The organism is Ruegeria sp. R8_1, from assembly GCF_017743815.1.
GTDB classification, from domain to species: Bacteria; Pseudomonadota; Alphaproteobacteria; order Rhodobacterales; family Rhodobacteraceae; genus Ruegeria; species Ruegeria lacuscaerulensis_A.
The window spans coordinates 83,067-106,920 of the sequence record NZ_JAGHRL010000009.1; the positions used below are offsets into that span (position 1 = coordinate 83,067).

General features: G+C 58.5%; 25 protein-coding genes. 8 read left to right on the forward strand and 17 right to left on the reverse strand.

The features are described from left to right. The first annotated feature begins 5 nt into the window (after positions 1–5). The 3 genes from J7380_RS18255 to J7380_RS18265 are packed head-to-tail and all read left to right on the forward strand — an operon-like array spanning position 6 to position 2,214. The gene (locus tag J7380_RS18255; RefSeq protein ID WP_209197569.1) at positions 6–434 is read left to right on the forward strand and encodes a biopolymer transporter ExbD; all 429 of its coding nucleotides are present in this window, start codon (positions 6–8) and stop codon (positions 432–434) included. After that, positions 431–841, forward strand: coding sequence for a biopolymer transporter ExbD (locus J7380_RS18260; protein ID WP_209197571.1), 411 nt, complete (start codon positions 431–433; stop codon positions 839–841). Before J7380_RS18255 ends, J7380_RS18260 begins: the two co-directional genes overlap by 4 nt. After that, positions 838–2,214: a DUF4384 domain-containing protein gene (locus tag J7380_RS18265; protein WP_209197579.1), complete on the forward strand. Its 1,377-nt coding sequence runs from the start codon at positions 838–840 to the stop codon at positions 2,212–2,214. The genes J7380_RS18260 and J7380_RS18265 overlap by 4 nt, the downstream gene beginning before the upstream one ends. A gap of 81 nt (positions 2,215–2,295) precedes the next feature. Here J7380_RS18265 and J7380_RS18270 read toward each other — a convergent pair whose 3' ends face one another. From J7380_RS18270 to J7380_RS18310, 9 genes are all read right to left on the reverse strand, one after another. Next, on the reverse strand, positions 2,296–2,646 hold the full coding sequence (locus J7380_RS18270; protein WP_209197581.1) for a nitrile hydratase accessory protein: 351 nt from the start codon (positions 2,644–2,646) through the stop codon (positions 2,296–2,298). 10 nt (positions 2,647–2,656) lie between these two features. Then, entirely contained in the window at positions 2,657–3,319 is a 663-nt protein-coding gene (nthB, locus tag J7380_RS18275) for a nitrile hydratase subunit beta (protein WP_209197583.1), read from the reverse strand. A gap of 9 nt (positions 3,320–3,328) precedes the next feature. Beyond that, a complete protein-coding gene (nthA, locus tag J7380_RS18280; protein WP_209197591.1) occupies positions 3,329–3,916 on the reverse strand; it encodes a nitrile hydratase subunit alpha in 588 nt (195 codons plus the stop codon). 7 nt (positions 3,917–3,923) lie between these two features. Further along, positions 3,924–4,709: an ABC transporter permease gene (locus tag J7380_RS18285; RefSeq protein WP_209197593.1), complete on the reverse strand. Its 786-nt coding sequence runs from the start codon at positions 4,707–4,709 to the stop codon at positions 3,924–3,926. After that, complete coding sequence (locus J7380_RS18290) at positions 4,706–5,545, reverse strand: ABC transporter permease (protein ID WP_209197595.1); 840 nt, start codon at positions 5,543–5,545, stop codon at positions 4,706–4,708. Before J7380_RS18290 ends, J7380_RS18285 begins: the two co-directional genes overlap by 4 nt. A 9-nt stretch (positions 5,546–5,554) precedes the next feature. After that, positions 5,555–6,613 carry an ABC transporter ATP-binding protein gene (locus J7380_RS18295; protein ID WP_209197597.1) on the reverse strand — a complete coding sequence of 353 codons (1,059 nt, stop codon included), beginning with the start codon at positions 6,611–6,613 and terminating at the stop codon, positions 5,555–5,557. A 72-nt stretch (positions 6,614–6,685) separates the two neighbouring features. Continuing rightward, positions 6,686–7,762, reverse strand: a complete 1,077-nt coding sequence (locus tag J7380_RS18300) for an extracellular solute-binding protein (RefSeq protein ID WP_209197599.1) — start codon at positions 7,760–7,762, stop codon at positions 6,686–6,688. A 22-nt stretch (positions 7,763–7,784) separates the two neighbouring features. After that, positions 7,785–8,747 (reverse strand): agmatinase, encoded by a 963-nt coding sequence (gene speB / locus J7380_RS18305; protein WP_209197601.1) that lies wholly within the window; start codon positions 8,745–8,747, stop codon positions 7,785–7,787. Positions 8,748–8,840: 93 nt separating this feature from the next. Further along, positions 8,841–9,881: a LysR family transcriptional regulator gene (locus J7380_RS18310; RefSeq protein ID WP_209197603.1), complete on the reverse strand. Its 1,041-nt coding sequence runs from the start codon at positions 9,879–9,881 to the stop codon at positions 8,841–8,843. Here J7380_RS18310 and J7380_RS18315 point away from each other — a divergent pair. Both J7380_RS18315 and J7380_RS18320 read left to right on the forward strand, forming a co-directional pair. Continuing rightward, positions 9,880–10,662 carry a carbon-nitrogen hydrolase family protein gene (locus J7380_RS18315; RefSeq protein ID WP_209197606.1) on the forward strand — a complete coding sequence of 261 codons (783 nt, stop codon included), beginning with the start codon at positions 9,880–9,882 and terminating at the stop codon, positions 10,660–10,662. The genes J7380_RS18310 and J7380_RS18315 overlap by 2 nt on opposite strands. A 15-nt stretch (positions 10,663–10,677) precedes the next feature. Further along, positions 10,678–12,336, forward strand: coding sequence for an amidohydrolase (locus tag J7380_RS18320; protein ID WP_209197608.1), 1,659 nt, complete (start codon positions 10,678–10,680; stop codon positions 12,334–12,336). A gap of 5 nt (positions 12,337–12,341) precedes the next feature. Here J7380_RS18320 and J7380_RS18325 read toward each other — a convergent pair whose 3' ends face one another. From J7380_RS18325 to J7380_RS18345, 5 genes are read right to left on the reverse strand one after another with little or no spacing between them, the layout of a single operon-like run. After that, positions 12,342–13,079 (reverse strand): MBL fold metallo-hydrolase, encoded by a 738-nt coding sequence (locus tag J7380_RS18325; RefSeq protein WP_209197610.1) that lies wholly within the window; start codon positions 13,077–13,079, stop codon positions 12,342–12,344. After that, positions 13,079–14,128 (reverse strand): ABC transporter ATP-binding protein, encoded by a 1,050-nt coding sequence (locus J7380_RS20605; RefSeq protein ID WP_209197612.1) that lies wholly within the window; start codon positions 14,126–14,128, stop codon positions 13,079–13,081. Before J7380_RS20605 ends, J7380_RS18325 begins: the two co-directional genes overlap by 1 nt. Further along, positions 14,125–14,898, reverse strand: a complete 774-nt coding sequence (locus J7380_RS18335) for an ABC transporter permease (RefSeq protein ID WP_209197614.1) — start codon at positions 14,896–14,898, stop codon at positions 14,125–14,127. The genes J7380_RS20605 and J7380_RS18335 overlap by 4 nt, the downstream gene beginning before the upstream one ends. Continuing rightward, positions 14,895–15,740 carry an ABC transporter permease gene (locus J7380_RS18340; RefSeq protein WP_170356353.1) on the reverse strand — a complete coding sequence of 282 codons (846 nt, stop codon included), beginning with the start codon at positions 15,738–15,740 and terminating at the stop codon, positions 14,895–14,897. Before J7380_RS18340 ends, J7380_RS18335 begins: the two co-directional genes overlap by 4 nt. Positions 15,741–15,742: 2 nt before the next feature. Continuing rightward, positions 15,743–16,795 carry an extracellular solute-binding protein gene (locus J7380_RS18345; protein WP_209197616.1) on the reverse strand — a complete coding sequence of 351 codons (1,053 nt, stop codon included), beginning with the start codon at positions 16,793–16,795 and terminating at the stop codon, positions 15,743–15,745. A gap of 128 nt (positions 16,796–16,923) precedes the next feature. Here J7380_RS18345 and J7380_RS18350 point away from each other — a divergent pair, with 128 nt between their 5' ends. Continuing rightward, positions 16,924–17,547, forward strand: coding sequence for a TetR/AcrR family transcriptional regulator (locus J7380_RS18350; RefSeq protein ID WP_170356351.1), 624 nt, complete (start codon positions 16,924–16,926; stop codon positions 17,545–17,547). Between the two features lie 144 nt (positions 17,548–17,691). Continuing rightward, complete coding sequence (locus J7380_RS18355) at positions 17,692–18,024, forward strand: YegP family protein (protein ID WP_209197625.1); 333 nt, start codon at positions 17,692–17,694, stop codon at positions 18,022–18,024. A 156-nt stretch (positions 18,025–18,180) separates the two neighbouring features. Here the strand turns inward: J7380_RS18355 and J7380_RS18360 are convergent, their stop codons facing one another. Both J7380_RS18360 and J7380_RS18365 read right to left on the reverse strand, forming a co-directional pair. Then, positions 18,181–19,593 carry an RtcB family protein gene (locus J7380_RS18360; protein WP_209197627.1) on the reverse strand — a complete coding sequence of 471 codons (1,413 nt, stop codon included), beginning with the start codon at positions 19,591–19,593 and terminating at the stop codon, positions 18,181–18,183. A 476-nt stretch (positions 19,594–20,069) separates the two neighbouring features. Beyond that, positions 20,070–21,626: a VWA domain-containing protein gene (locus tag J7380_RS18365; RefSeq protein ID WP_209197629.1), complete on the reverse strand. Its 1,557-nt coding sequence runs from the start codon at positions 21,624–21,626 to the stop codon at positions 20,070–20,072. Between the two features lie 173 nt (positions 21,627–21,799). Between J7380_RS18365 and rtcR the strand changes: the two genes are divergently transcribed. After that, complete coding sequence (gene rtcR, locus J7380_RS18370; protein WP_209197631.1) at positions 21,800–23,368, forward strand: RNA repair transcriptional activator RtcR; 1,569 nt, start codon at positions 21,800–21,802, stop codon at positions 23,366–23,368. Between the two features lie 60 nt (positions 23,369–23,428). Here the strand turns inward: rtcR and J7380_RS18375 are convergent, their stop codons facing one another. Then, positions 23,429–23,848, reverse strand: a complete 420-nt coding sequence (locus tag J7380_RS18375) for a heme-binding protein (protein WP_209197633.1) — start codon at positions 23,846–23,848, stop codon at positions 23,429–23,431. Positions 23,849–23,854: the final 6 nt, after the last annotated feature.

Below are 23,854 nucleotides of genomic sequence, written 5' to 3' on the forward strand. Positions count from 1 at the left end.
TGTCGATGGACAGCGATCTCAGCCTGAACAGACGCAAGCCAACCCGGCCATTGATCTCGCTGGTACCGATGATCGACGTCATGTTGATCTTGCTGGTGTTTTTCATGGTTACGTCGACGTATTTGAACCTCGACATGATCCCGGGGCTGGCGCAACGCGACAGCCCCGCACAAGGGACGACCGGAGAGGGCACAGCTGAAACGTTACTGATCCGCATAGGCACGGACGGAGCCCCGTTTCATCAGGGCCAAGCGGTATCGCATGATGATTTGTCCGACCTATTGACCCGACGCCTCAGCCGAGACCCCGGTCTTCAGGTCATCGTGCTGCCCACCGGAGGGGCCAGGCTACAATCCCTTGTCTCGGTCATGGATACAGTCACCCAGGCCGGGACCGTGAACATGCGCGTGGTTCGACTGGAGGCTAGTCCGTGAAAATCACCCGCCCTGCCCCACGCCACCACCCCGAAACGATCATTGCCCTGATCGACGTTGTGTTCTTTTTGCTGGTCTTCTTCATGCTGATCGGTCGTATGGATGCCACGGCACCCTTTGACGTGGCTCCGCCCGTCGCGGTGACCGGCGCGGACATGCCCGCAGGCGGCATCACAATCTCGGTGGCAGCAGATGGCACAATCGCATTGGACGGTGAGACCGTAGCGCCGGAGGACATCGAGCGTCGCGTTCAGTCGTTGCTGGTGGCCCAACCAGACATTCTGATCCGCATCAATGCGCATCGCGAAGCAACTTTACGATCAATCCTGCCTCGTATTGCCCAGTTTGAGGCTATGGGCGCCCGCGATGTGGTGTTGGTCGTAACCCCTCCGGGACCGGCGCAATGATCCGGGGGGCCGTCTTATGGGGTAGCGGGCTGATCGTTTCCCTCGCCCTGCATGTCGGAGGCGCCATCGCCCTGATCTGGAGCGTCGAACCCGAACCGGTTGTTGAACAGCCGGTTCCCGAAACACAAATGCAGCTTTCGGCTCACCAGGTAAAACAAAGCGAGGCCATTGAATCCCAACCAGACTCAGAAACCGCTCAAACCGAGGACGCCTCGGGCGCGCAGCTGGGCCAAAGCACGATCCGACAGTCAACAGCGACTGCCGCTCAGCTTCCTCAGCAGCTGGTTGCAGTGACTATTCCGGACACCGATACTTTGTCGGCGTCTGAGGCAAAGCTAGAACCCGCGCAGTCCGTTGCCGCCACATCTCAGCCACTGCAAGCGACAGCATTACCCGCATCGCAGTTGATCTCTGCTGCGGTACAGGCCAATCCGGTCTCATTGAAGCAACCGCTGGCGCAAACCGTGCCTCCTGCGCAACCCACTGCGGACGTCTCGCAATCCGTGCAACTCCAACCCGTCGTCCTGACACAAACGGTTCCCGACATCCCGCAGACTGCCGCATCCGAGGTGTTTTCCACCTCTGGCGACGGACCGATAGACCCGGTCTCATTGGCCGCGATCCAGAGCTTTATGCAGCCTGAAGATGCCGGAAAATCGGCCGAAAATCTGCGCGACGGGATCGATGGGCTTTTGGCTCAAGTCCCCTGCGCACGGCTGCAGGTTCAGTTTCAGCCAGACACAAACACTTTGCAGCTTATTGGACATATCCCCGAGGATGGATTGCGTAACCCGGTTCTGGCCGCCCTTCGGACGCAGATGGGTACCAACATTCAGGTTGAGGACAAGTTGCGCATCCTGCCCCGCCCGCAATGCGGCGCACTCAGCGGAATAGCCGATATTGGCTTGCCGCAATCAACGGACCAGATCACCAATCCACTATTGATCGGGGAAGACGTTCATGCCCGCGCGTTTCGGTATGTGAACGGTCAACAACTGGTTCTTGACCTGACCGGAGCAGACTACGACGCATACGTCTATGTCGACTACTTTGATGCCCAAGGGCAAGTCATCCATTTGCGACCGAATGCATCGACCCCAATGCAGCCGACACTCGCAAAGTCCGCATTGCGCGTGGGCGCGGCCGCGCCGGGTGATCCCGGCCTTTTCATCACGATAGGTCCACCTTACGGACAGGAAATCGCCGTCGCCTTTGCTGCGTCAGATCCGCTATACCAAGAGGATCGCCCACTAATCGAACCGGCAGATGCTTACCTTAAGTTCCTCAAATCTCGCGTCGCCGAAGCTCGGGCCGTTAACCCCGACTTCAAAGGAGAGTGGGTCTATTTCTTTATCACCACAGCCGAGCGTTAGAGACGCATCAAATCCGTGATCTAAGCAGAAGGAGCTGCTGCCTTTACCCCGATGCTAATCCTGAACGCTGGAACTTTGGATCTACGCAGACTGTGCCGCTCTGATTTTGGCAACTGTTTGCTGAATATCCAAAATTTTGTTTTCCAATTCCGGGGCATTCAGAGAACCCTCGCTGGTCAAGGTATCTTCTACAGCGCGCAGCCAACAATCAAAATAAGCCGTTTCCACGGCCCGTGCCGTACCGGCGCTGTTGCGCCTTTCCATTTCCGTGATCAGGGCCGCAAGGCGGGATTGAAACGTCGCCCAAGGGAAATGCCCTTGTTGGACCATGGCCACGACAAGAGCAAATATCCGAGTCTGCCATGGAGCAAGGAACAAAGGGCCGTTTTCATCCAGCCCGGGGATCGAGCGACGGACGTTTTGCAAGGCCACGTCATGGGCGTCATACATCGTCAAGATAACTCTCCCAAAGATCAAGACAGACACAACCATTGGCGTCTGCAGCACTGCCCCACAAATCCTTGGACGAAAATTCGACCGTATAGCAGTGCTGAGGGTCAGGGCCTTGCCCGCTTGCCATCGAGTCGGCGAACTGAAACACCCCCATATCGGCGATGACCTTCCCGACGTGGTTGCGCACATAACGAGGCACCCGCGTGTGACCAACGGGACTGTTGGCCAGAACGCGCACCGACTGACCGACAGCAAAGCGTGGCGTGGCAGCGGTTGGGGGGAATGTCATCTCGGCCCCTGCCTTGGTGGCCGCCAATATGTCGGCCGGACCTACCGCCGGATGATCACCCTGCGGGATGTCGAACCGTTTCAGACCCGATGCGACTTCCTGCGGGTCAACCAGACCCGCAGCTTGTACCAGCGCAGTCGCGGCCACGGTCCATTTTTCAAAGTAATCCAGCCGCAGGTAATCTGCGGGGGCAATACGTTCGATTGCCGCGCGGTGTTCATCGGCGCAGAAAGGCACAGACCAAGCCAAAGCCTCGGTCAGGGCAAAAGCGCGCTTTTGCCAATCGTGTTCAAAGGCCCGATCCTGATCGCGGGGAACCGGGCCAAACCCGTGCATCCCGCCCATATCATGAATGCCATCCATACCCTGCCCCTAGACCAAAGCCGTGCCGATCATGCCGTTGCGGGTGACACGATCAGCCAGTTCTGCCGTGGAAAGCCCCTCGGTCCCGTCGGGGCGGCGTGGCAGAACCAGATAGCGGATCTCGGCCGTGCTGTCCCACACCTTGATCTGCACCTCATCGGGCAGGCTGACACCAAATTCCGCCAGAACCGCGCGGGGTTCGCGCACCACACGCGACCGGTAGGCGGGGCTTTTGTACCATGTGGGCGGCAGGCCCAAGACCGGCCACGGATAGCATGAGCACAAGGTGCAAACGATGACGTTGTGAACCGCATCCGTGTTTTCGACCACGCGGATATGTTCGCCCTGGAACCCGCTGAACCCCATCGCATTGATCGCCGCAGTGCCATCGCGCAACAGCCAGTCTTTGTATTCTGGGTCCGTCCACGCCCGCGCCACAACAGCCGCGCCATTGCGCGGGCCTGTTTCGCGTTCGTAATACTCGACGATACTGTCTAACGTTTCGGGTTTAACCAAGCCTTTGGCCACCATCAACTCTTCCAACGCGCGCACGCGCAGGGCGGGGCCTTCTTCCAGCGGGTCGTGGTCGTGCGGCATGGGGCGGTTACTCCATCGCGCCCAGAATGCGCGCAAGGTTTGAAAAACGCGCGATCAGGGCGAAGATTACAATGTTGATCACCATGAAGATCACCGCAATCGACGCAATAACCGGCGTGTAGCCGTAGCGCAGGGCGTTGAAAATCTTGATCGGCAAGGTCTCGACCGAAAAGCCCACGGTCATCAGCGCGATGATGTATTCATTCAGGCTGAGGACAAAACAGAAAGCAAACCCCGCAAAGGCAAAGGGGGCCGCAATCGGCAGGATCACCGTGCGAAACACCACCGCGTTTGATGCGCCCATGGTCTGGCTGGCCTCGATCAGCGCGTGATCGACGCTTTCCAACCCAAGCGAGATTGTAACCAAAGGCAGCGCCAGCAGGAAAACCGCATGAGCAATGATGACGTTGATCATCAGCCCGTTCAGACCGATCCCGGTGAAGAACAACAGGAAAGCCAGCGCCATGATGACGGGCGGCAGGATAAACGGTGCCACCCCAAGCGCCAGCAGCGCCTTGGCATAGCGCAGCCCATAGCGCCACGCGAAATAGGCCACCGGCATCGCGATCAGAACCGACAGGCTAGCCGAGGCAAAGGCGACGAAGACCGAGTTTTTCAGCGCCGTGAACCAGTCATTCGCGACAAATACCTCAGCATACCAGCGGAAAGAAAAGCCGCGCGGCGGGAAGGCCAGAAACTTTTTGGCATTGAACGAAACGGCTGCAATCACAAGGATCGGTCCGATCAGATACAGCGCAAACAGCGCCAGATAGATGCTGCGCAGCGCCCTCATGTCTTTTTCCCCGAGAATTTCGTGACCAGCCAGATTACCGTGGCGCTGAGGGTCAGCAACACCACCGCCAGCGCCGAGGCAAAGGGCATATTGAAATTGAATATCGCCTGATCCGTAATCAGTACTGACAGCGTCCAATGTTCGGGCTTGCCCAGAACCTGCGGCACAATGATGGCCCCCAGCGTCAGCACAAACACCGTCACCCCGCCCGAGATGATCGCAGGCCGCGTAACGGGAATGATCACCGTGAAAAACGTCCGCAAGGGCGAGGCCCCCAGCGTGCGCGATGCCTCGATCAGGCTTCTGTCCAACCGGCTGAGGGCCGGAAACAGCAGCAGAACCGAAAACGGTACGGTCAGATAGACCAGGGCGGCGACCACAGCACCTGCCGAAGGGGTCATGGCAAAGCTTTTCTCGATCACCCCGATCCAGACGAGGACATTGGCCACGCCTGCGGTGCGGGACAGCAGAATTTGCCAGCTGAAGGCGATCAGCACTTCGGACAGGGACAGCTGCGCCAGAATGTAGATCAACCAGAAGGTCTGCGAGCGCGGCGGGAACGTGGTCAGGAAATAGGTGAAGGGATACGCGATCAACAGGCTCAGCACCGCGATCAGCGCGCAAAGCCCTGCCGAGAACAGTGCCCGTTCGATGTAGAACCACGTCAGGAACCGTTCGAAATGCTGCAGGTCAAAGCTGGTGGCATAACCTCCGTCATCGGTAGGCGTGGACACACTGGTCAGCAGGATCAGGACGAAGGGGATCACAAAAAACGCCCCGATCATCACCGAGGACGGGATCAGCCCGATATAGCGGGAAAGCGCGCTTGTCTGCATTTCGCCCTCCTATACCGCCAACACGCTGCAGGCCGTAGCAGGCATTTCTACATGGACCTGATCACCCACCTTGACATTGGGCCAGTCCTTGGGCGTCAGGACCGAGATCACCTCGTGCCCGGCGCAATCCACCAAAATCTCGATCGTGGCGCCGATATCGCGCACGAATGTCACGGTGCCGGTGACTGAGTTGGCCACATCCACGTCCGAGGGATGATGCACGAACACCTCTTCCGGGCGGGTCATCAGCAGAACGTCATCACCCTTGGTGAAGGTTCCAGTGTTGCCGCCCACCGTCAGATCAACCCCGTTCACATGTACACGGTCAGGCCCTGACATCTTTGCAGGCAGCAGGTTGCTGGTGCCGATGAACCCGGCCACGAATTTGTCGACCGGGGTCTTGTAGATCTCCATCGGGGTGCCGGTCTGCAGCACTTGCGCCTTGCCCATGACCACGATCTGATCGGCCATCGTCATCGCCTCGGTCTGGTCATGGGTGACGACGACGGTGGTGATACCAAGCTCTTGCTGCAGCTTACGCAGCTCAATCTGCATGACCTCGCGCAGATTGGCATCCAGCGCCGACATCGGCTCATCCAGCAGAAACACCTGCGGGTTCAGCGCCAAGGCCCGCGCGATGGCCACGCGCTGACGTTGACCGCCCGACAGTTGCGAGACCTTGCGGTCCTCAAGCCCCGGAAGGTGCACCATGTCCAGCAATTGCCGCGCGCGATCCTCGCATTCCGACCGGGAATGTCCCCGAATGCGCATCGCATAGCTGATGTTTTCGCCCACATTCAGATGCGGAAACAGCGCAAAAGACTGAAATACCATGCCGATATTGCGCTGATGCACGGGGACGCCTGTTAGGTCCTGATCCTCGAACCGGATCGTGCCTTGCGAGGGTTCGTCCAGCCCGGCGATCATCCGCAGCAGAGTGGTCTTGCCACAACCAGACGGACCCAGAAAACAGATCATCTCACCTGTATTGAACTGAAGGTTCACATCTTTGACGGCCGTCACAGTGCCGAATTTCTTGGTGACGTTTTCGATGCTTAAACCGGGCATTGGGGTCTTTTCTTTCAACAAGGGAAGCGGCCCGCCCCACCTGCGCGGGACGGGCCAGTGTCGTGAGTGGTGTTAACCTGCGATCATCTGGTTCCAGGTGTCGGAAATCCAGTTGGCATGCTCTTTGTAGACATCATACCGCGGAACGATCGGAGCCTCGGGGCTGCTCACCGCGGCGAGTTCTTCGGCGGTCAGATCGGTCAGGCTCGGATCGATAACAGGAGCGGTACCGACATTGCGCGACAACAACGCCTGCGTTTCGGGCGCCGCGATGAAGTCGATAAATGCGTGGATCTCATCCAACGGTTTGGCGTGTTCAGGCACGATCCAATAGCCCGAGTCCACGATCCCACCCTCTTTCGGGAAAGTCGAGACAACCGGGAAGCCTTCGGCAGCGGCCAGACCGGCCACGTCGTGATAGTACTGGCCCATCGGAATCTCACCGTCCTGCAGCGCTTGCTGGAACGCGCCTTCGTCCTTGTACCAAAGCCGCACATTGGGCACCACTTCGGACAGCTTGTCGAACACTTGTTGGATGCCATCTTTGGTATCAAGAATGTCCGTTCCACCAAAGAAGGTCGTCGCCGTCACCTCAAGCATGTACGAGTTCGAGGCCAGACCCAAAAGACCGATCTGATCCTTGTATGTCTCATCCCACAGCGCGGCCCAGCTGTCAGGCGCCTGCGGGATTTCGTCCGAATTGGTACACAGCGTGATATACCAAGACACCGCGCCAACACCGTACAGGTTACCGTCGTCATATCTGTCCTGGAATGTGTCGGTCATGTTGGCAAGGTTCGGGATTTTGGTGTCGTCCAACGCCTTGAACACTTTCTGATCCGCCCCTTGGCTGCGCGGAATACCCGCCATCAGCGACACATCCGCCGGGGCAGTCTTGGCGCGCGCAGCGTTCTTGATCTGCACCAGCCATGTCTCGCCGGTAGGAACGGCGACCGAGTTCACTTCGATCCCGGTGGCCTTGGTGAATTCGGGGAAGATGAACTGCTTGAAGCTGTCTTCAAAGAACCCACCATAGGTTCCAACCTTGAGCGGCTGCGCCGCCTGAACGATGGCTGGCGCGGCCAGTGTGGCAGCCCCAGTTGCGGCAGCGGTACCTAGAAATCGGCGACGAGAAAAAGTGGTTGGCATTGTGATCTCCTGTTGGTTTTGTTCAGTTGGCCCGGTTTTTGGGCAGGACGCAAAGCATTTCATAGGCCAGATTAGCACCGATCAGCGCAGTACAGCCGCTAACATCATATTGCGGCGAGACCTCGACCAGATCTGCGCCGACAAGGTTCAGCCCTGCACAACCGCGCACGATTTCGAGCGCCTGAATATTGGTCAGCCCGCCCATTTCGACCGTCCCGGTTCCGGGCGCGTAGGCCGGGTCCAGACTGTCGATATCAAAGGTCAGGTAGGTCGGCACATCCCCGATCCGCGCGCGGATATCCTGCATCAGGGGGGTCAGGGATTTGTGCCAGCACTCCTCGGCCTGAATGACAGTAAAGCCCTGATTGCGGCCCCAGTCAAAATCGTCGGGCGCGTAACCCGTCCCCCGCAGGCCGATCTGGAACACCTTGTCATTCTGCAACAGCCCATCTTCGACCGCACGGCGGAACGGAGTGCCATGGGCGATCTTTTCGCCAAACATCTCGTCATTCGTGTCCGAATGCGCGTCCACATGGATCAAGGCCACCGGACCGTGTTTGCGGGCGATCGCGCGCAGCACCGGATAGGTCAGCGTGTGATCACCGCCAAGTGTAATCGGAACCACATCGTGGCTGAGAATCTCATCATAGGCGTCGGTGATGATGTCCATGGTTTTCTTCAGATCAAACGTGTTGATCGCCACATCACCAATATCGGCCACCTGCATCTTGGCAAAAGGTGCCGCGCCCGTGGCCATGTTGAAGGGCCGCAACATGCAGCTTTCGGCCCGGATCGCACGTGGCCCGTGACGCGTGCCCGTCCGGTTCGAGGTGCCGATATCCATCGGAATGCCCACGAAACAAGCGTCCAGCCCGGCGGCGGTTTCCTGCGCGGGCAGGCGCATCATTGTCGTACCGCCTCCGAAACGGGGCATGTCATTGCCACCCAAAGGCTGGTTGTAACGCGGCGCGGCTGTGTCTGGCATTATTGTTCCTGCGGCTGAGGTCATACGAAAGTCCCCCAGACCCTAATTGGCTCGGTTGGGCCAAAAAATAGCGATGCGCAAACCCTTACATTGTCATTTAACAATGTATTCCCCCTCATACATTTGTTGAAGGGTCTGGATGAACAGTCCATTTACCTTAGGTACCGCTCCGGACCGTGTGACGATCTGCATGGGGCAAGAATAATCACGGCTGTTGTTGGGCAAGCGCCGCAACCGCCCCTGCTTTTCCCAACCCGAGGCCAGGTGCAGCGGCAACAACCCGATATATGCCCCACTGAGGATCAGGATCAGCTGCGCTTCGATTTCTTGTGCAAAAAGGTCTCGGTCCGAGGAATGCTGGGTCTTTTGCCTTTGCTGGTTCCAATACCCACGGTGGACCCAAGCGTGCTGGGCAATGGCATCATCACCAAGGGCGTGCTCCGGAACCCCAAACAACGGATGAGTGTCCGAACAATAAAGCGCGTGATGTTCGCGATACAGGTCTGTTAGATCTAAGCCATTACTTACATTGTCAAAACTACCAAACCCGATATGGTAGGTACCGTCCAGTACACCTTGCTGAATATCTTGCGGTTCGGAAATCACAAGGTCGATACGCACGGCCGGGGCAGCCTCGGTGAACTGTTTGATCGCCTGCGGCAGCTTGAATGCCTCATCGGTTGTGGTGGCGTCCACAACGGCCAGTTTTAGACGCCCAACCAGATTGCCCTTTAACTCGGCCAGATGGGTCGAATGCTGATCCAGCGAGTCCATCAGTGCCAGACCGATCTGATGCACCATCCGCCCTTTTTCAGTCAGCAGAAACCCGCGCCGCCCGCGCTGGCACAGACGCACGCCCAGACGTTCTTCAAGCGCGGTTATGTGGTTCGAGATCGTGGGCTGGCTGAGGCCCAGCTCAACCTGCGCCGCCGAGAAACCACGGTTGCGCACAACACTGTCGAAAACAGTCAAAAGGTGTATGTCTGAACCCGTGATTTTCATCCTTGCATTGAGCCAGAGAAATGTATCGTTTTGCAACGCACTATTTGCAAAATCGGGCGCGCTGAATACGGTCACGACCGCGGGCGCTGAAAATTTGATCAAACTGCGCCGGAACATAGGAACGTGTGCCATGAAGATCGCCGCATATCAGATGCAAGCCGGAGGCAGCACCGAGGATCGGTTAGCCCAAATCGAACAAGCACTGCACGATTCGGATGCCGATCTGCTGGTTGCGCCCGAACTGGCCATCACCGGATACGGGCGCGGTGCAGTTCTGCGCGATCTGGCGCAACCAAAAGATGGGCCATGGGTTCAACAGTTGACGCAGGCAGTGCGCGACAGCGGCGTCAGCCTGGTTGCCGGTTTCCCCGAGGCCGATGGCGACGCCCGCTATATCAGCGCCTTGATCATCAACCGTGATGACCCTGATAATCCGCTGATCTATCGCAAGAACTGTCTGTATGGCCCCTATGAAAAAGGTATCTTCCAGACGCCCGAGCGGTCCTTGGTGATGACCACCATGGCCGGTCTGACCCTTGGTTTTCTGATTTGCTACGATATCGAATTTCCCGAAAACGTGCGTCGGTTGGCGCATGCCGGGGCGCAGGTGATCATTGTGCCGACAGCGATGGCCGAAGGCCCCGCCGGAGCGTTCATCACGCAACAGGTTGTGCCGGTGCGCGCCTTTGAAAATCAGGTCTTTGTCGTCTACGCCAATCACGCGGGCTCTGACGAAAGCTATGCCTATCAGGGTATGTCCTCGATCGTGGCCCCGGACGGTCAGCAGTTGGGTTTTGCGGGGCAAGTCGGGCAGGTGATCTCGGCTTCGATTGATCCAGATGCCTATGCCCAATCGCGCGACGAGAACCCCTATTTGTCGGACGCCGTGACACTGAACCTTGCCCACCCTTAGTCGAAAGCCGCGCGCATGACCTCTTCGCTTGCAATCGTGAATGCCGATCTGCGCACGATGGAGCCCGGTGGCCCTCGACAGCAGGCGATATTCGTGTCGGGGGATCGGATCGCAGCGGTTGGATCAACGGAAGAGATCAAGACATTAATTACCGTCGACACTCGGGTCCTCGACGCCGAGGGCGCAACGGTTCTGCCGGGCTTTGTCGAAAGCCATATGCATCTGTTTTTCGGCGCCTATTCCCTAAAGGTATTACGGCTTGAGGCGATCACCGGCACTGCAGCCCTGACCCGCGCCATTCGGGAGTTTGCCGCACAAAACCCAGATGACAGCCTGCTTGTGGCACAGGGTCTGGCCTATGCGAGTTTTGACGGTGGCCAAAACCCAGACCGGCATAGTCTTGACGCGATATGCCCCGATCGCCCGCTGTTGCTGCAAAGCGCGGATTTTCACAACGGCTGGGCAAATACCGCAGCGCTACAGACTGCAGATGTGTTGTGGGGGCGCGATCTGGGACCGGGTTCGCATATTGAATTGGACGCGGACGGGATCGCCACTGGCACGCTGATTGAGCCTCCGGCCGTTGCCACGATACAGGCGCTTGGCCGCCATGGTGGGCGCGAGGTTCTGGGGCTGGAGGGGGTCGAACCGGCCCAAGAAGTGACGCAAGCTCAGCGCGAGGCCGACAAGGCATTGATGCGCGAAGGGCTGCAATATTGCAGCCAGCACGGCATCACAACGATCATCAATATGGACGGCAACCTGTACCAGGCCAGTCTTCTGCAAGAGATCGAGGCCGAAGGTGATCTGTGTTGCCGGCTTGAGCTGCCCTATCACTTCACGCCCGGCGAACCCGTCGAAAACATCGAAATAGCCGAGCAGATGCGGCGTAAGCTGGACAGCCCAGTGCTGTGGTGCAACCGGGTCAAGTTTTTCATGGACGGCACGCTGGACGTGCACACCGGATACCGGCTGCGGGATTACCCCGACACACCCGGCCACAAAAGTGCGCCGCTGCATGACCCGGCCCGATTTGCCGATCTGGCGGTGGAACTGGACAAGCGCGGGTTCCAGATCGCGGTTCATGCCATTGGGGATGGGGCCGTGCGCGTGGTGTTGGACGGTTATGAGGCCGCCCGCTCTGCCAACGGCCCACAGGGCAATCGGCACCGGGTGGAACATATCGAATTGCTCGACCCTGCAGACCGGCCCCGCTTTGCCGCGCTTGACGTGGTCGCCTCGTTCATGCCGCCGCATCCGCCGGGATGCGGGGATTTCCCGCTGGAGCCTCTGGCCTCGATCATCGGCAGGGACCAATGGCCTGACGCCTATGCGTGGCGGACGCTCAAAGAGGCGGGTGCGCGGGTCTGTTTCTCAAGCGATTGGCCGATTGCCGCCCTGCCACCTCTGACCGGCATTGACATCGCCCTGACCCGGCAGGCCTGGGACACCGATCAAAAAGACGAGCGCCTGAGTTTTGAAGATACCCTAGCCGCCTATACCAGCGAAGGGGCATATGCCTGCCGCCGCGATGATCAGTTCGGGCGTCTGGCCCCCGGAATGCTAGCTGATATCGTAGTTCTGGACCGGGTGCTGACGGATGACAACGCACGCGAAACCACCGTTGAGGCTACGATCTGCAACGGGGTCGTGACCTACATGGCGAAAAACTGAATGATTTACGCCGTCGACGCGTTCTTTCCATCCAACCACGCACGAATGATTTCGCGGTGGCGGTCTCGGCCATAGCTGGGGAAGTGACCCCCATGCACGGTTTCCACCGGCAAATCATACAAGCGCACCATAGAGCGGTAGTAGTCCTGCGCATTGCTGTGATAGGTGTCTTCGATCAACTCGCCATCATAGACAATATCGCCCGAGAACAAGATGCCCGTTGCGGCCTCCCACAAGGCAATTCCGCCCGGCGAATGACCCGGCGTGTGGATCACCTCGAAATGCCTGTCCCCAAGATCGACGATATCGCCATCGTCCAGCAGTCGCGTCGCCTGCGCACCGCTGACCGCATATGTCTCGGATCGGTAGGGCAAGGGCGGCAGGCAGTCGAAAATCTCGTCCGTCACGTAGGGGTCCGCCAGCGTCGCCACGCGCGTCGGATTGGCCAGAATATCAGCCTCGGCCCTGTGGACAGCGCGATCCTCGAACTCATGATGACAGCCGATATGGTCGAAATGGGTGTGGCTTGCGACCGCCGTCAACGCACGTTCCGTCACCAGAGGCACCCATGTCCGTAACGACACAACGCCCATTCCGCTGTCGACCAGCATATCTCGGTCGCGCCCACGCACATGCCACATGTTGCAGCGATAAAAAGGCGTGATGAAAGGCTCATCGATCAAGGTGACGTCTTCACCTTTGCGGGTGGTGCGGTACCAATCCTGCGGTTGCGCGCGTTGCATCAGGGGGTCTCCGGTTCGAACAGGCGAAAATTCTCGACATCTGCGGATAACGATACCACATCGCCCTGCGCCCAGTGGCGGTCGGGGGCCAGATAGGCCGTCAGGCTCAAATCCGGGGCACAGGCCGGTGAAAGATGCGCCCGGCAATAGGTTCCGAAAAAGGCCGCCGCAGTCACCGTGGCCCGCCCCATCGGGAATGATCCTTGATCGTCGGCGCGGATATCCTCGGGGCGCAGGCAGATTGCGGCTTTGGCCGAGGCCGGAGCGTTCAGGGCTGGCAATAGTCCAAACGGCGTTTCAACACCCGCCCCGGATTTCACACCTGAAATGTGGTTATTTTCGCCCATGAAATCCGCCGTGAACAGGGTTGCCGGATGGCGGTAGACTCGGTCCGGGGTACCGTGATCCTCGATCCGGCCCCGGCTCATGACCACGATCCGGTCGGCAATCGCCATGGCTTCCTCCTGATCATGGGTAACATGGACAAAAGTTGTGCCGATCTGTTGCTGAATGCTTTTCAACTCGTCCTGCATGGATCGCCGCAGCTTGAGGTCCAGCGCGCCCAGCGGTTCGTCCAGCAGCAGAACGTCCGGATTGACCGCCAGAGCCCGCGCGAGGGCGACGCGCTGTCGCTGCCCACCGGACAAGGCATGAGGACGTTTGAGCGCCGCATCCTTCAGGCCAACCAGATCCAGCATCTGTTCGGCGCGTGCGTGGCGGTCTTTCCGAGCCACACCGCTCATACGCAGGCCAAAGCCAACATTGTCGCGCAAGGACATGTGCGGAAACAGGGCATAATCCTGAAACACCGTGGTCGTGGGACGTTTGACCGGCGCTACACGGGTCATATCCTGACCGCCGATCAGCACGCGGCCTTGGGTAGGCTCAAGAAACCCCCCTAGGATCGACAAAAGAGTGGTCTTACCGCAGCCGGACGGGCCCAGCAGAGTCACGTATTCACCGGCCTCGATCTGCAGGTCGATCCCGGACAGCGCCTGAAACTGACCAAACCAGTGATTGAGACCCGAAAACGTGACAGACGCGGTCATTGGCGGCCTTTCCGAAAGATGGTGAGTTCCAGCAGCAGCACAACGGCCACTGATATGAGGAAGACAAAGCTGCCGATTGCGTTCAGTTGCGGCGACAGGCCCGACCTGAGCAACGACCAGATTTCAACCGGCAAGGTGACGTCAAAGCGGGTCAACAGGAAGGAGATGATAAACTCATCCCAACTGAGCGTGACCGACAAGAAAAAGGCCGCCGCAATCGAGGGCAGCAACATCGGTATTGTCACCAACGCGATCACCTTGGGCTCGGACGCGCCCAGATCGCGGGCGGCGCGTTCGGCGTTTTGCTGTTGCGCTCCCATCGAGGCATAGATGATGGCGAAAGCCAGCGGCAAGTTGATGACCACATGCCCAATCGCTGCGGTCCAAAGCGAAACGCCAAAGCCCGAGCGCGTCAGAACGATCAGCAGACCCAGCCCAACGATCAGGTAGCTGACTGTGAGGGGAGCAATCAGCAGCCCTCGGATCAGGGCCGACCCCGGCAGAACGTGCCGCGCAAGCCCGTATGCCGCCAGAAACCCAAGCGCCACGGCGACCGCAGACGACCCGAATGCGACAAGGATCGAATTGCGCAGCGCTGCCATCAAATCCTCGTCCCCAAGAATGGTCTGGTACCATTGCAGGGACGGCCCGTTGAACGGTGGCACTGGCAGCGATCCTTCCTGAAACGAGAACAGGACCAGCACGCCCACCGGAAGGTAGATAAAGACAAAAGCAGCGATCAGGTAGGCCCAGGGCAGAAAGCGCATCATAGCCGGTCAAGCCTTAACCAGCGGGCGGACAGCAAATAGGCCAGCGCGACGATGCTCATCAAGACAATGGCCAGCGCCGAAGCCAGCGGGAAATCCGCACGCCGTCCCAGTTGCACCATGATGACTTGTGGCACGGTCAGTTCGGTGTTGCCGCCCAGAATCTGCGGCGTGACGTAGTCGCCGATACATAGGACAAAAGTCAGGAACGCCCCCGTGACGATACCTGGCAAGGTCAGCGGCAGGATCACGTGCCGGAAGGTTTGAAACGCGTTGGCGCCAAGGTCCATTGCCGCCCTACGATAGTTCGGGGACAACTGGATCAGGTTGGCATAGATCGTCAGGGTCAAAAGCATGACAAAGAAATGGACAAAGCCCGTCACCGTCGCAAAGCGCGTATTGGCCAGTGTGATCGGCTCGGCGATGGCTCCGATCCACATCAGCGTCTCATTCACCACGCCCTCACGCGCCAGAACCAGCAACCATGCATAGGAGCGCACCACATAGGAGGTCCAGAACGGCAGGATCGCCAGTAGCAGGGCCAGACGCTGCCAGCGTGGTGAAACACGAAAGGCAATGATCCAGGCCAGCGGATAAGCCAGCACGACCGAGATCACCGTCACCGTCAGCGTGATTTCCAGCGAAACCAGGATCGCCCGCCACAGATATTTCTTTTCAAGCAGCTTGGCGTAGTTGGCCAGTGACAGGTCCCAAACAAGCGTTCGCCCTTCAAGCGAAGCAAGGCTCATCGCGCCCATCACAACGAAAGGCACGATGAAAAAGGCGATGGTCCACAGCAGGGCCGGGGTTACAAAGCCCCAGCCTCGGACCTGGTCCTTGGACATGTTCACTGCTGCAGAGTTTCCAGCCACAGATCCTGCATTTCGATGTCCAGATCTGCATCCGGTGCAGGGTAAAGCTGTGTCAACGCCAGATAGCCAGGCTGTTGATCCCAGCGCAGGATGTCTTTCTGTGCGTCGGTCAGAACGTCTCCGGCCTTGGCATTTGCGGGCATTCCCCAAAAGCACGAAGATGTCGCCAGACGGGCCTGCCCTTCGGGGCTGGTGATGTACTTGATGAACTCAACCGCCAGATCAGGGTTACTGGCCCCCTCGACCACGCCGATGGATTGCGCCCAGCGAACCGCGCCCTCCTTGGGGATGGTCCATGTCAGTTCCGGCTGTTCCGAGGCGAGCACGGCCGTCAGCCACTCACCCCCACCGACAACGATATCCACCTCGCCGGTCGCCAAAGCGGTTTGCGCGGCAACCACCCCCGCGACCGAGGCAGCTCGGCTTCGCATGGTTGAAAGGACTCCGTCGATCTTTGCCAAATCTCCCGCGCCAATTGCGTCCGTTGCAATACCTTCGGCAATGGCGGCCAGCCCCATCACGGGCAGGTAGTAGTCATAGATCGAAATCCGCCCGTCGTATTTCTCGGACCAGACAGTGCTCAGGCTTTCCATATCCGCGGGATCGACCTTGGCCGAGTTGTACGAGATCGTGTTGTAGCCAAATTTCTCGGTCACGGCATAGGTCACGCCGTCAACTGTGTTGTTTTCGGCCATGACAACTTCGGGGAAGTAATCCGCAGTCGAGACCGCGCCCTCGGGCAGCGGGGCCAAAACACCAGCCTCAACAGCGCGAAACACATCGATCCCGTCGACCACAAGCACATCCCAATCACCGGGTCTGGATTGCTCCAGCAGCGCAAGTGCCGCGCCCGTTCCTTCGTATTCCCGCAAATTGACCTTGACGTTGTGCTTCGCCTCAAACGGAGCGATCAGTTCGGGATCGGTATGGTCGCACCACACCAGAGCATTCAGTTCGCCTTCGGCCCAGGCCGTACCAGCCATCAGGGCCAGCGCCGACGCACCAAGGATTTTACGTCCAATTTGCATTCGTTTCATCTCCTGTTGATTTCGGTTTGCCCTGTTTTTTTCCGGGTCTGTCACAAAAAACTTGAACAGCCTCACCTTTGTAGTCAACTCTAAACTTAGATTTATGCCAAACGAGGTCGTTTTTCCAAATGGCAGGATTAAGAGAGCGGCAAAAGGCGGCGCGCGAGCGGCGCATCCTGGAAGCTGCGTCTGCGAAATTCCGGTCACACGGGTATCGATCCGTGAAAATCGAAGATCTGGCTGAGATGGCCGAGGTCTCGGTCGGCACTGTTTACAACTACTATGAAACCAAAGGGGACATCCTGATCGCCACGGTCGCAATGGAGGTCGAAGAGGTCATCACAGCGGGCGCGCCGATCCTGGCAAACCCGCCTTTACGCGTCGAGGACGCGATCCTGGGTCTGATTTACCAGTATTACGACCACTCCCTTGAATATCTCTCGAAAGAGATGTGGCGTACGGCGATCGCGCATTCAATCGAGCACCCCAATACGCCAAGCGGTCGGCGCTACGCTGAGCAGGATCGCCGCCTCGCGGCACAAGTGACCGAGTTGATCGCCGCCTTGCAAGACCGAGGCCAAGTGCGCCAAAGCCTTGTTGCGTCGGACCTGGGTGCACTGATCTTCAATGCCCTGAATCAGGCTTTCGTCGAGTTCGTCAAGAATGACGATATGACACTCGCGCAACTCAGAGATCAGATCGCGGCGCAAATCCTGCCAATCGCTCATTTGATTGCGGTAAATTCAGATTAGACGGGCAATGCAATCGAGGCTCGCTTTTGATGAATATCGGCCCTAGTCATGTGCAAACCCAGAATATCCTGAAAACTCTTGTTGCCGCGCTCCAAACGTAGCAACATCACAGGCAAGTATTGCAATAGTATTGAGGGACATCACATGGCCGGCAAATTTGAGATTTACAAAGACAAGGCTGGAGAGTTCAGGTTTCGGCTGAAAGCCGGAAACGGTGAGATCATTCTGGCCAGCGAAGGCTATGTCCAGAAATCAAGCGCCGAGAACGGTATTTCATCCGTCAAAACAAACGCACCGAGCGACGAAAGATTCGAACGCAAGGAAACCAAATCCGGTGGCCATATGTTCAATCTGAAAGCCAGCAATGGTCAGGTAATCGGTACAAGCGAAAGCTACACAACCACCTCTGCACGCGACAACGGTATCGAGTCCGTTAAGCGAAATGCACCTGACGCACGGGTTGAGGATTTAACGTAAATCCTTTTCCGATCCGCAGACGTCGACCGGGCTGGTTATTACCCCAACCAGCTGGCGAAACATAGCTGACGAGAGCTTTCGGGAACGCCCGAGCAGGATACAAATGAGGGCTTCATCAAAATCCCGACCAACTCGTACAAATGACGAAGGCCGCAGCTACCTGCGGCCTTTCTTTTTGTTCTTCCAGAACGGCGGCACATCACCAGCCATGATACAGCCGTAGGGGTCGATATAGTCCTCGATCTCGGCCAGATCATAGGATTTGATCTGCGCCACAACGCTGTCCGCGCTTTTATAGCTGGACGGCAGTTCCGAGGCATCCACACCGCCGGCATGGAAGCGAATATCCAGACCTTCGGTTTCCGCCTTCAACATCTCATCCGGCGTAACGGACCCCATCCGGCGCTTATGTTCGGAACGCGAGAAATTCCGCCCCGCCCCATGTGGGCTGAAGCCCAGACCGTGACCCGCATCCTTGCCGCGCACGACCAGCACCGGCTCGGACATGTTCAGCGGGATCAGGGTCAGCCCGGTCGCGTCAGCGGCATAGTCACCCCACGCTGGGGTAGCGCCCTTGCCGTGATAGAACAGATCGCCCCGTTTGAAGACGAAATTGTGCTCGTTCCAGTACCGGTCCCCGACATCGCCCACCCGCGCGGCCTCAACCGTTGCCTGATGGATCGCGTTGTGGTTGGCCTTGGTCCATTTGCGGATCAGTTGCAGGGCATCCCAATAGTCGCGCCCTTCCTGCGTGTCAGCCGGAATCCAGGCGTTTTGCTTGGGCGTACCCGGCGACAGCTCCTTGCGGAAGCGATGCGCGACGGCCATGCCGTTCTTATACAGAACCGCCCCCGGCCCACGCGAGCCGTGATGTGTCACAATCGCCGTCCGCCCGGTTTTACGCGAGCGGCCCACAAACAGGAAATGGTTCCCGTCACCTTGCGTTCCCATATGCTCCTGCGCCATGCGCAGCGATTTCGGGTTGTCCAGAAACGGATTTTCCCGGAACGCATCCAGCAGTTTCAGCGAGGTTGTAAAGCGCTTACCCTGCGGCCGACCACCCGGTCCGAAATGCGTCACCGACTGCGCCGCATCCAGCACGGCCTTTGGGTCAGCATTGCCCAGATCGGTGATCATAACCGAGCAGCAAATGTCGGCCGAATGCATCCCCGGATGGATCGCATTGCGCGCCGCCGCGACGCCGCCAACCGGGATCGTGCCGATCGGACCGGCCGGACAGGCATCGGGCATGATCGCCCCGGCCTCAATCGTCGGGGTCCGCATCAGCGCGGTCATCGTTTCGCGAACTTTATCGACGTTGTCTTCCTCATCCGGGTCACTGGCGTCGATATTCTCGTGAAACGGCACCTCACCCGGCGCGCGCAGATCCATAGTTGGCGGAATCGGAGGGATCTCACCCTCCAGCTCCTGCCGGATGCGCACCAGCCCGAACCCTTCGGCCCGCATCTCATTCGCGCGCGCCAGCAGGGACGGGAATTGCTTGCCCGGGCGGTGCCCCCAGTCTTTCAGATGTTCACCCGTTACGGGGTCAAATGTATTGTCCATCATCCTATTCACTCAAATTCAGGCCCCGGCGACAAGGGTGGAAGAAACAGTTCGGGAGGCCCGCCCCGCATCTGAATGGGCAGATGCGTTTGCCATCTGGGCGCCGGCACGGAGGGGAGTTGAACCCGCTCGACCTGTCCCTGAGGTGCCATGTAGTTCCTTCGGCATTCGCCGGGGGTGTCCTTTCATTTTGGGTCTCGACGACAAGAGTTTGGTGAAACGCCCTGCTCTACCCGACTGAGCTACCGTCCGTCCCCGTGGGGCTCGGACGAGCGGGATTCGAACCCGCGACCTGGAGATTCACAATCTGTAGTTCCACCGGCATTCGCCGAGACGTGTCCTTTCGTTCGGGTCAGGCAGACAAGGGGTGGCGAGACAGCGCCCGCAACGGGCGCGGATCGGTAAAAGCGATGTAGTCCCACCGGCATTCTGCCTGATGTTGTTCTGATGGCCGGGGCGGCGCACCGCCCGAGCCTTGTTTATACGTCGATCTTTTCGATCTCAGCGACCCAATGATCCGGGCCGGATTGACCGCGGGCAAAAGCCGCGATCTGGTCAAAGACCGCATCCGAGAACCCGCCGACATTCAACACATCGGCACGCGTCTGCGCCTGCGTGGTCCCGTATGGGGCGATGTCGATGCAGACCAGCTTGGCCTTCGGGTTGCGACGCTTGATCACCTCCCATTCCTTCAACATCGCTGTGCCCTGCCCACCGTTCCGGGCATCCACCCAGGATTGGTTATCGGACACGAACACCACCAGATCCGGCGCGCGACCGCGCTTGTTCAACCAGGCCAGCGGCGCGGAACAGTTCGTCCCGCCTCCAGCCAGTTTGGCCAGACGCTCGGCATTGGTCAGGATCGTGTCGCGCAGCTCCAGACGCACATCACGCACGTCGAAATCGAACGGCAACACCTGACACCCGCGGTTCACCCGTTGGAAGGACGCCGCCACCAGCGCCGCCACATCCACATGCCGCACGACCGAGGTTGCCCCCGGACGATACCCAGTCACGGACCACGTCATCGAACCCGACACGTCCGGGCATACAACCACCTGCCTCGCAACCTGCGGCACGTTCTGCGCGGCGATCTCCATCGCGTCGTGCAGCGCATCCACGATCGGGCGCGGCATATCCGGCACCACGTTTTGCGCGGCCACCATCAACTGGTACGGAAAGGCCCGTGCCTTGGCGATGGCTTTTGGGTCGCGCAGCAAATCCGCCACGTGATCCACGTTGCGGGTCACGTCGAAAACGCCGTGACGCTGGAACGTGTTCAGGTTCTGCCGCACCATCTGCCACGAGCCCTTGCGCGCAATCCGCGCCCATTGGACCTGAGTGAGTTCCAGTTGCGTCAGCATCTGGAACGGCACGTCGGGCACCGGACCCTTGCCAGCTTCCCGAAACGCGATCCAATCCCTTAGGGCCTGCGGCAGCCGTGCCAGATTGCACGGCCGCCCGACGATCCAGGCAAACAGCGCCTCCCGCTCGGCCGAGACCGGTTTCGGGTGCACCATCTTGATCACGTCAGCCAAAGACGGGTCGTTCCCGATATTGGCATTCAGCAGCGCCCGATCAGACGCGGTGTTCAACCAGGTCTGCACCATCGCTTTCGGTGCCGACCCCAGAGATTTACGCCCCGTTTGACCCGACCGGATAACTTGCACGAAGGTGCGCAGCATCTTGCCGTTATCGACCACACGAGCGAAAGCCGCCCGGAAAAGAACCGGGTCACGCCGGGCCAGAACAGCCAGCAAGACAGCGGGCATGTCCTTCATATATCCCGACTGGCGGGCATAGATTGCAGCCTGCGCCAGGTACTTTGGCTCGACGGTTTCAGCCACATCCAGAACGTATTCCAGTTCTTCTTGCGGCGACTGATAGAACATGCCCCCGAAGGTCCCGGTCACGGCGACCTGTGCCAGAGCATGGGCATCAGAATACGTATAAGCCGGCGCGCCATGGGCGTTCTTCGCAGTTGCTTTCGGCAGCAACCGGCACTTCAACGATGCAAACACGGATTTGTTCGCCATTTCCTTATCCTCGTAGGTTTGTGAGGATGTTTTGGCACGGAACAGCTCGGGATAAGAAAATAAACTGAAAACGTCGTATCTTATTGTTTTAAATTAATATTTCTGACTATTGATGAAATTTACAACCAGAGATACGATAGAACTGGATCGTTGGATATAAATTTAGATAGACCATGAAAAACGTTGTCATTGGATTCCTAGGAACGCAGCTGGACATGGGAAAGAAGCGGCGCTGGAAACCGACGCCTAGCTTGACTATCCATGACAACTTCAACGTCGATCGGCTTGAGTTGCTGCACGACCACAAGTTCAATCGCCTCGCCCATCAGGTCAAACGCGAGATCGAAGAGTTGTCACCCCAAACCGAGGTTCTGTTGCATCGTATGGACCTGGCCGATCCTTGGGATTTTCAGGAGGTCTACGGCAAGCTTTTCGACTTTGCCCGCGCCTATGGGTTCGACGAAGACCGCGAGCAGTATCACGTCCATCTGACCACCGGCACCCACGTGGCACAAATCTGTTGGTTTTTGCTTACTGAAAGTCGCCATATCCCCGCGCGACTGATCCAGACCGGGCCACCCGGACCGGATGACGCCATCCCTAAGTTCGACATCATTGACCTTGACCTCAGCAGGTACAACGCCCTGCAGCAGCGCTTCGACCAATTGTCCCGCGAATACAGCGACCAATTGAAGGGCGGAATTGAAACGCGCAATCCGCGATATAACGCGCTGATTGACCGGATAGAGCTGATCGCCAGCAACTCGAACGAACCCATCCTGTTGCTAGGAGAAACCGGCACTGGAAAGACAGAACTGGCCCAGCGGATTTACAACCTCAAATTGGATCGGCGGCGGGTCAAGGGCCGGATGGTTCACGTAAATTGCGCCACGTTGAATGGCCCCGATGCCATGGCAACACTGTTTGGGCAGCGGCGCAGTTTTACGGGTCAGGCAGGCACAGAACGAAGCGGGCTATTGCGTGAAGCGGATGGGGGTGTTCTGTTTCTGGATGAGATTGACGAACTTGGATGGAACGAACAATCCATCCTGTTGCATGCGATTGAAACGGGACGGTTCTATCCCTTGGGCTCGGACCACGAGGTGTCCACCCGGTTTCAGGTCATAGCAGGTGCAAGTCGAGATCTGCGAGTTTTATCCGCCGAAGGCGCTTTTCGCCCTGACCTGCTCGCCCGTCTGAATATGTGGAGCTTCACGTTGCCTGCGTTGCGCGACCGCCGCGAAGATGTCGAGGCCAATCTTGCTTTTGAACTGGGGCGGGCTGAACGGTCACTGGGTACTCAGGTCGGCTTCAATGTCGACGCACGCGACGCTTTCGTCCGGTTCGCCACCAACCCCGCGACTCCGTGGCCGGGAAACTTCCGCGATTTTAGCAGTTCCGTGAAACGGTTGTGCACCCTAGCGCCCAGAGGGCGCATAACGCGTTCCATGGTGACCGAGGAAATCCGGACCCTGCAATCTGACTGGCGCGCCTCGGCGCAGGATGCCGAGTTTGCATTGGTCCGAGATCTTCTGGGACCGGCGGTCGACGATATCGATCCGTTCGATCTGGCCCAACTGGCCAAGGTAATTCAAACATGCCGAAACTCGCCTAGCCTCAGCGCGGCAGGCCGCACACTATTTGCCGTATCCCGTCAAAAGAGGACAACCCAAAACGACGCAGATCGTTTACGCAAATACCTGCAAAAGTTCGGTTTGGAATGGGACGCATTATCGGCGTGAAAGACAGACGTGCCGGTGCCTCTTTTGTTCGTGAATGTCCTGCGTGCAAACACTGCCGAATTATAGCCCAATAGACTCCAAGCCTGCCGTGGCGCATTTAACATCGTCAGGTCCGGCCGCCCCCGACACACCGATTGCACCTATCAACTCGCCATCTTCGCGGATCGGCAAGCCACCGTCCCAAGCACATAGACCCGGACGGTTGACCATACCAAGGTTCAATTCGGCGCTGGACAACATACGCTTGGCGAATTCGGTTGTGGGTTTGCCCAACACAGCTGTTCGGGCCTTATCCATTGCGAACGTCATAACGGCTGCGGGGGTTTTGTCCATGCGGCCCGCCGCGATCATATCCCCGTTCAGGTCGACCACGATCGCAGCGACATTCCACCCGTTTTCATCAGCAAACGCCAAGGCCGTTTGGACAGCCTTATTTGCCGCCATCTGGGAAATTACGCGCCTAGGGATCGAAACAACCATATCGCC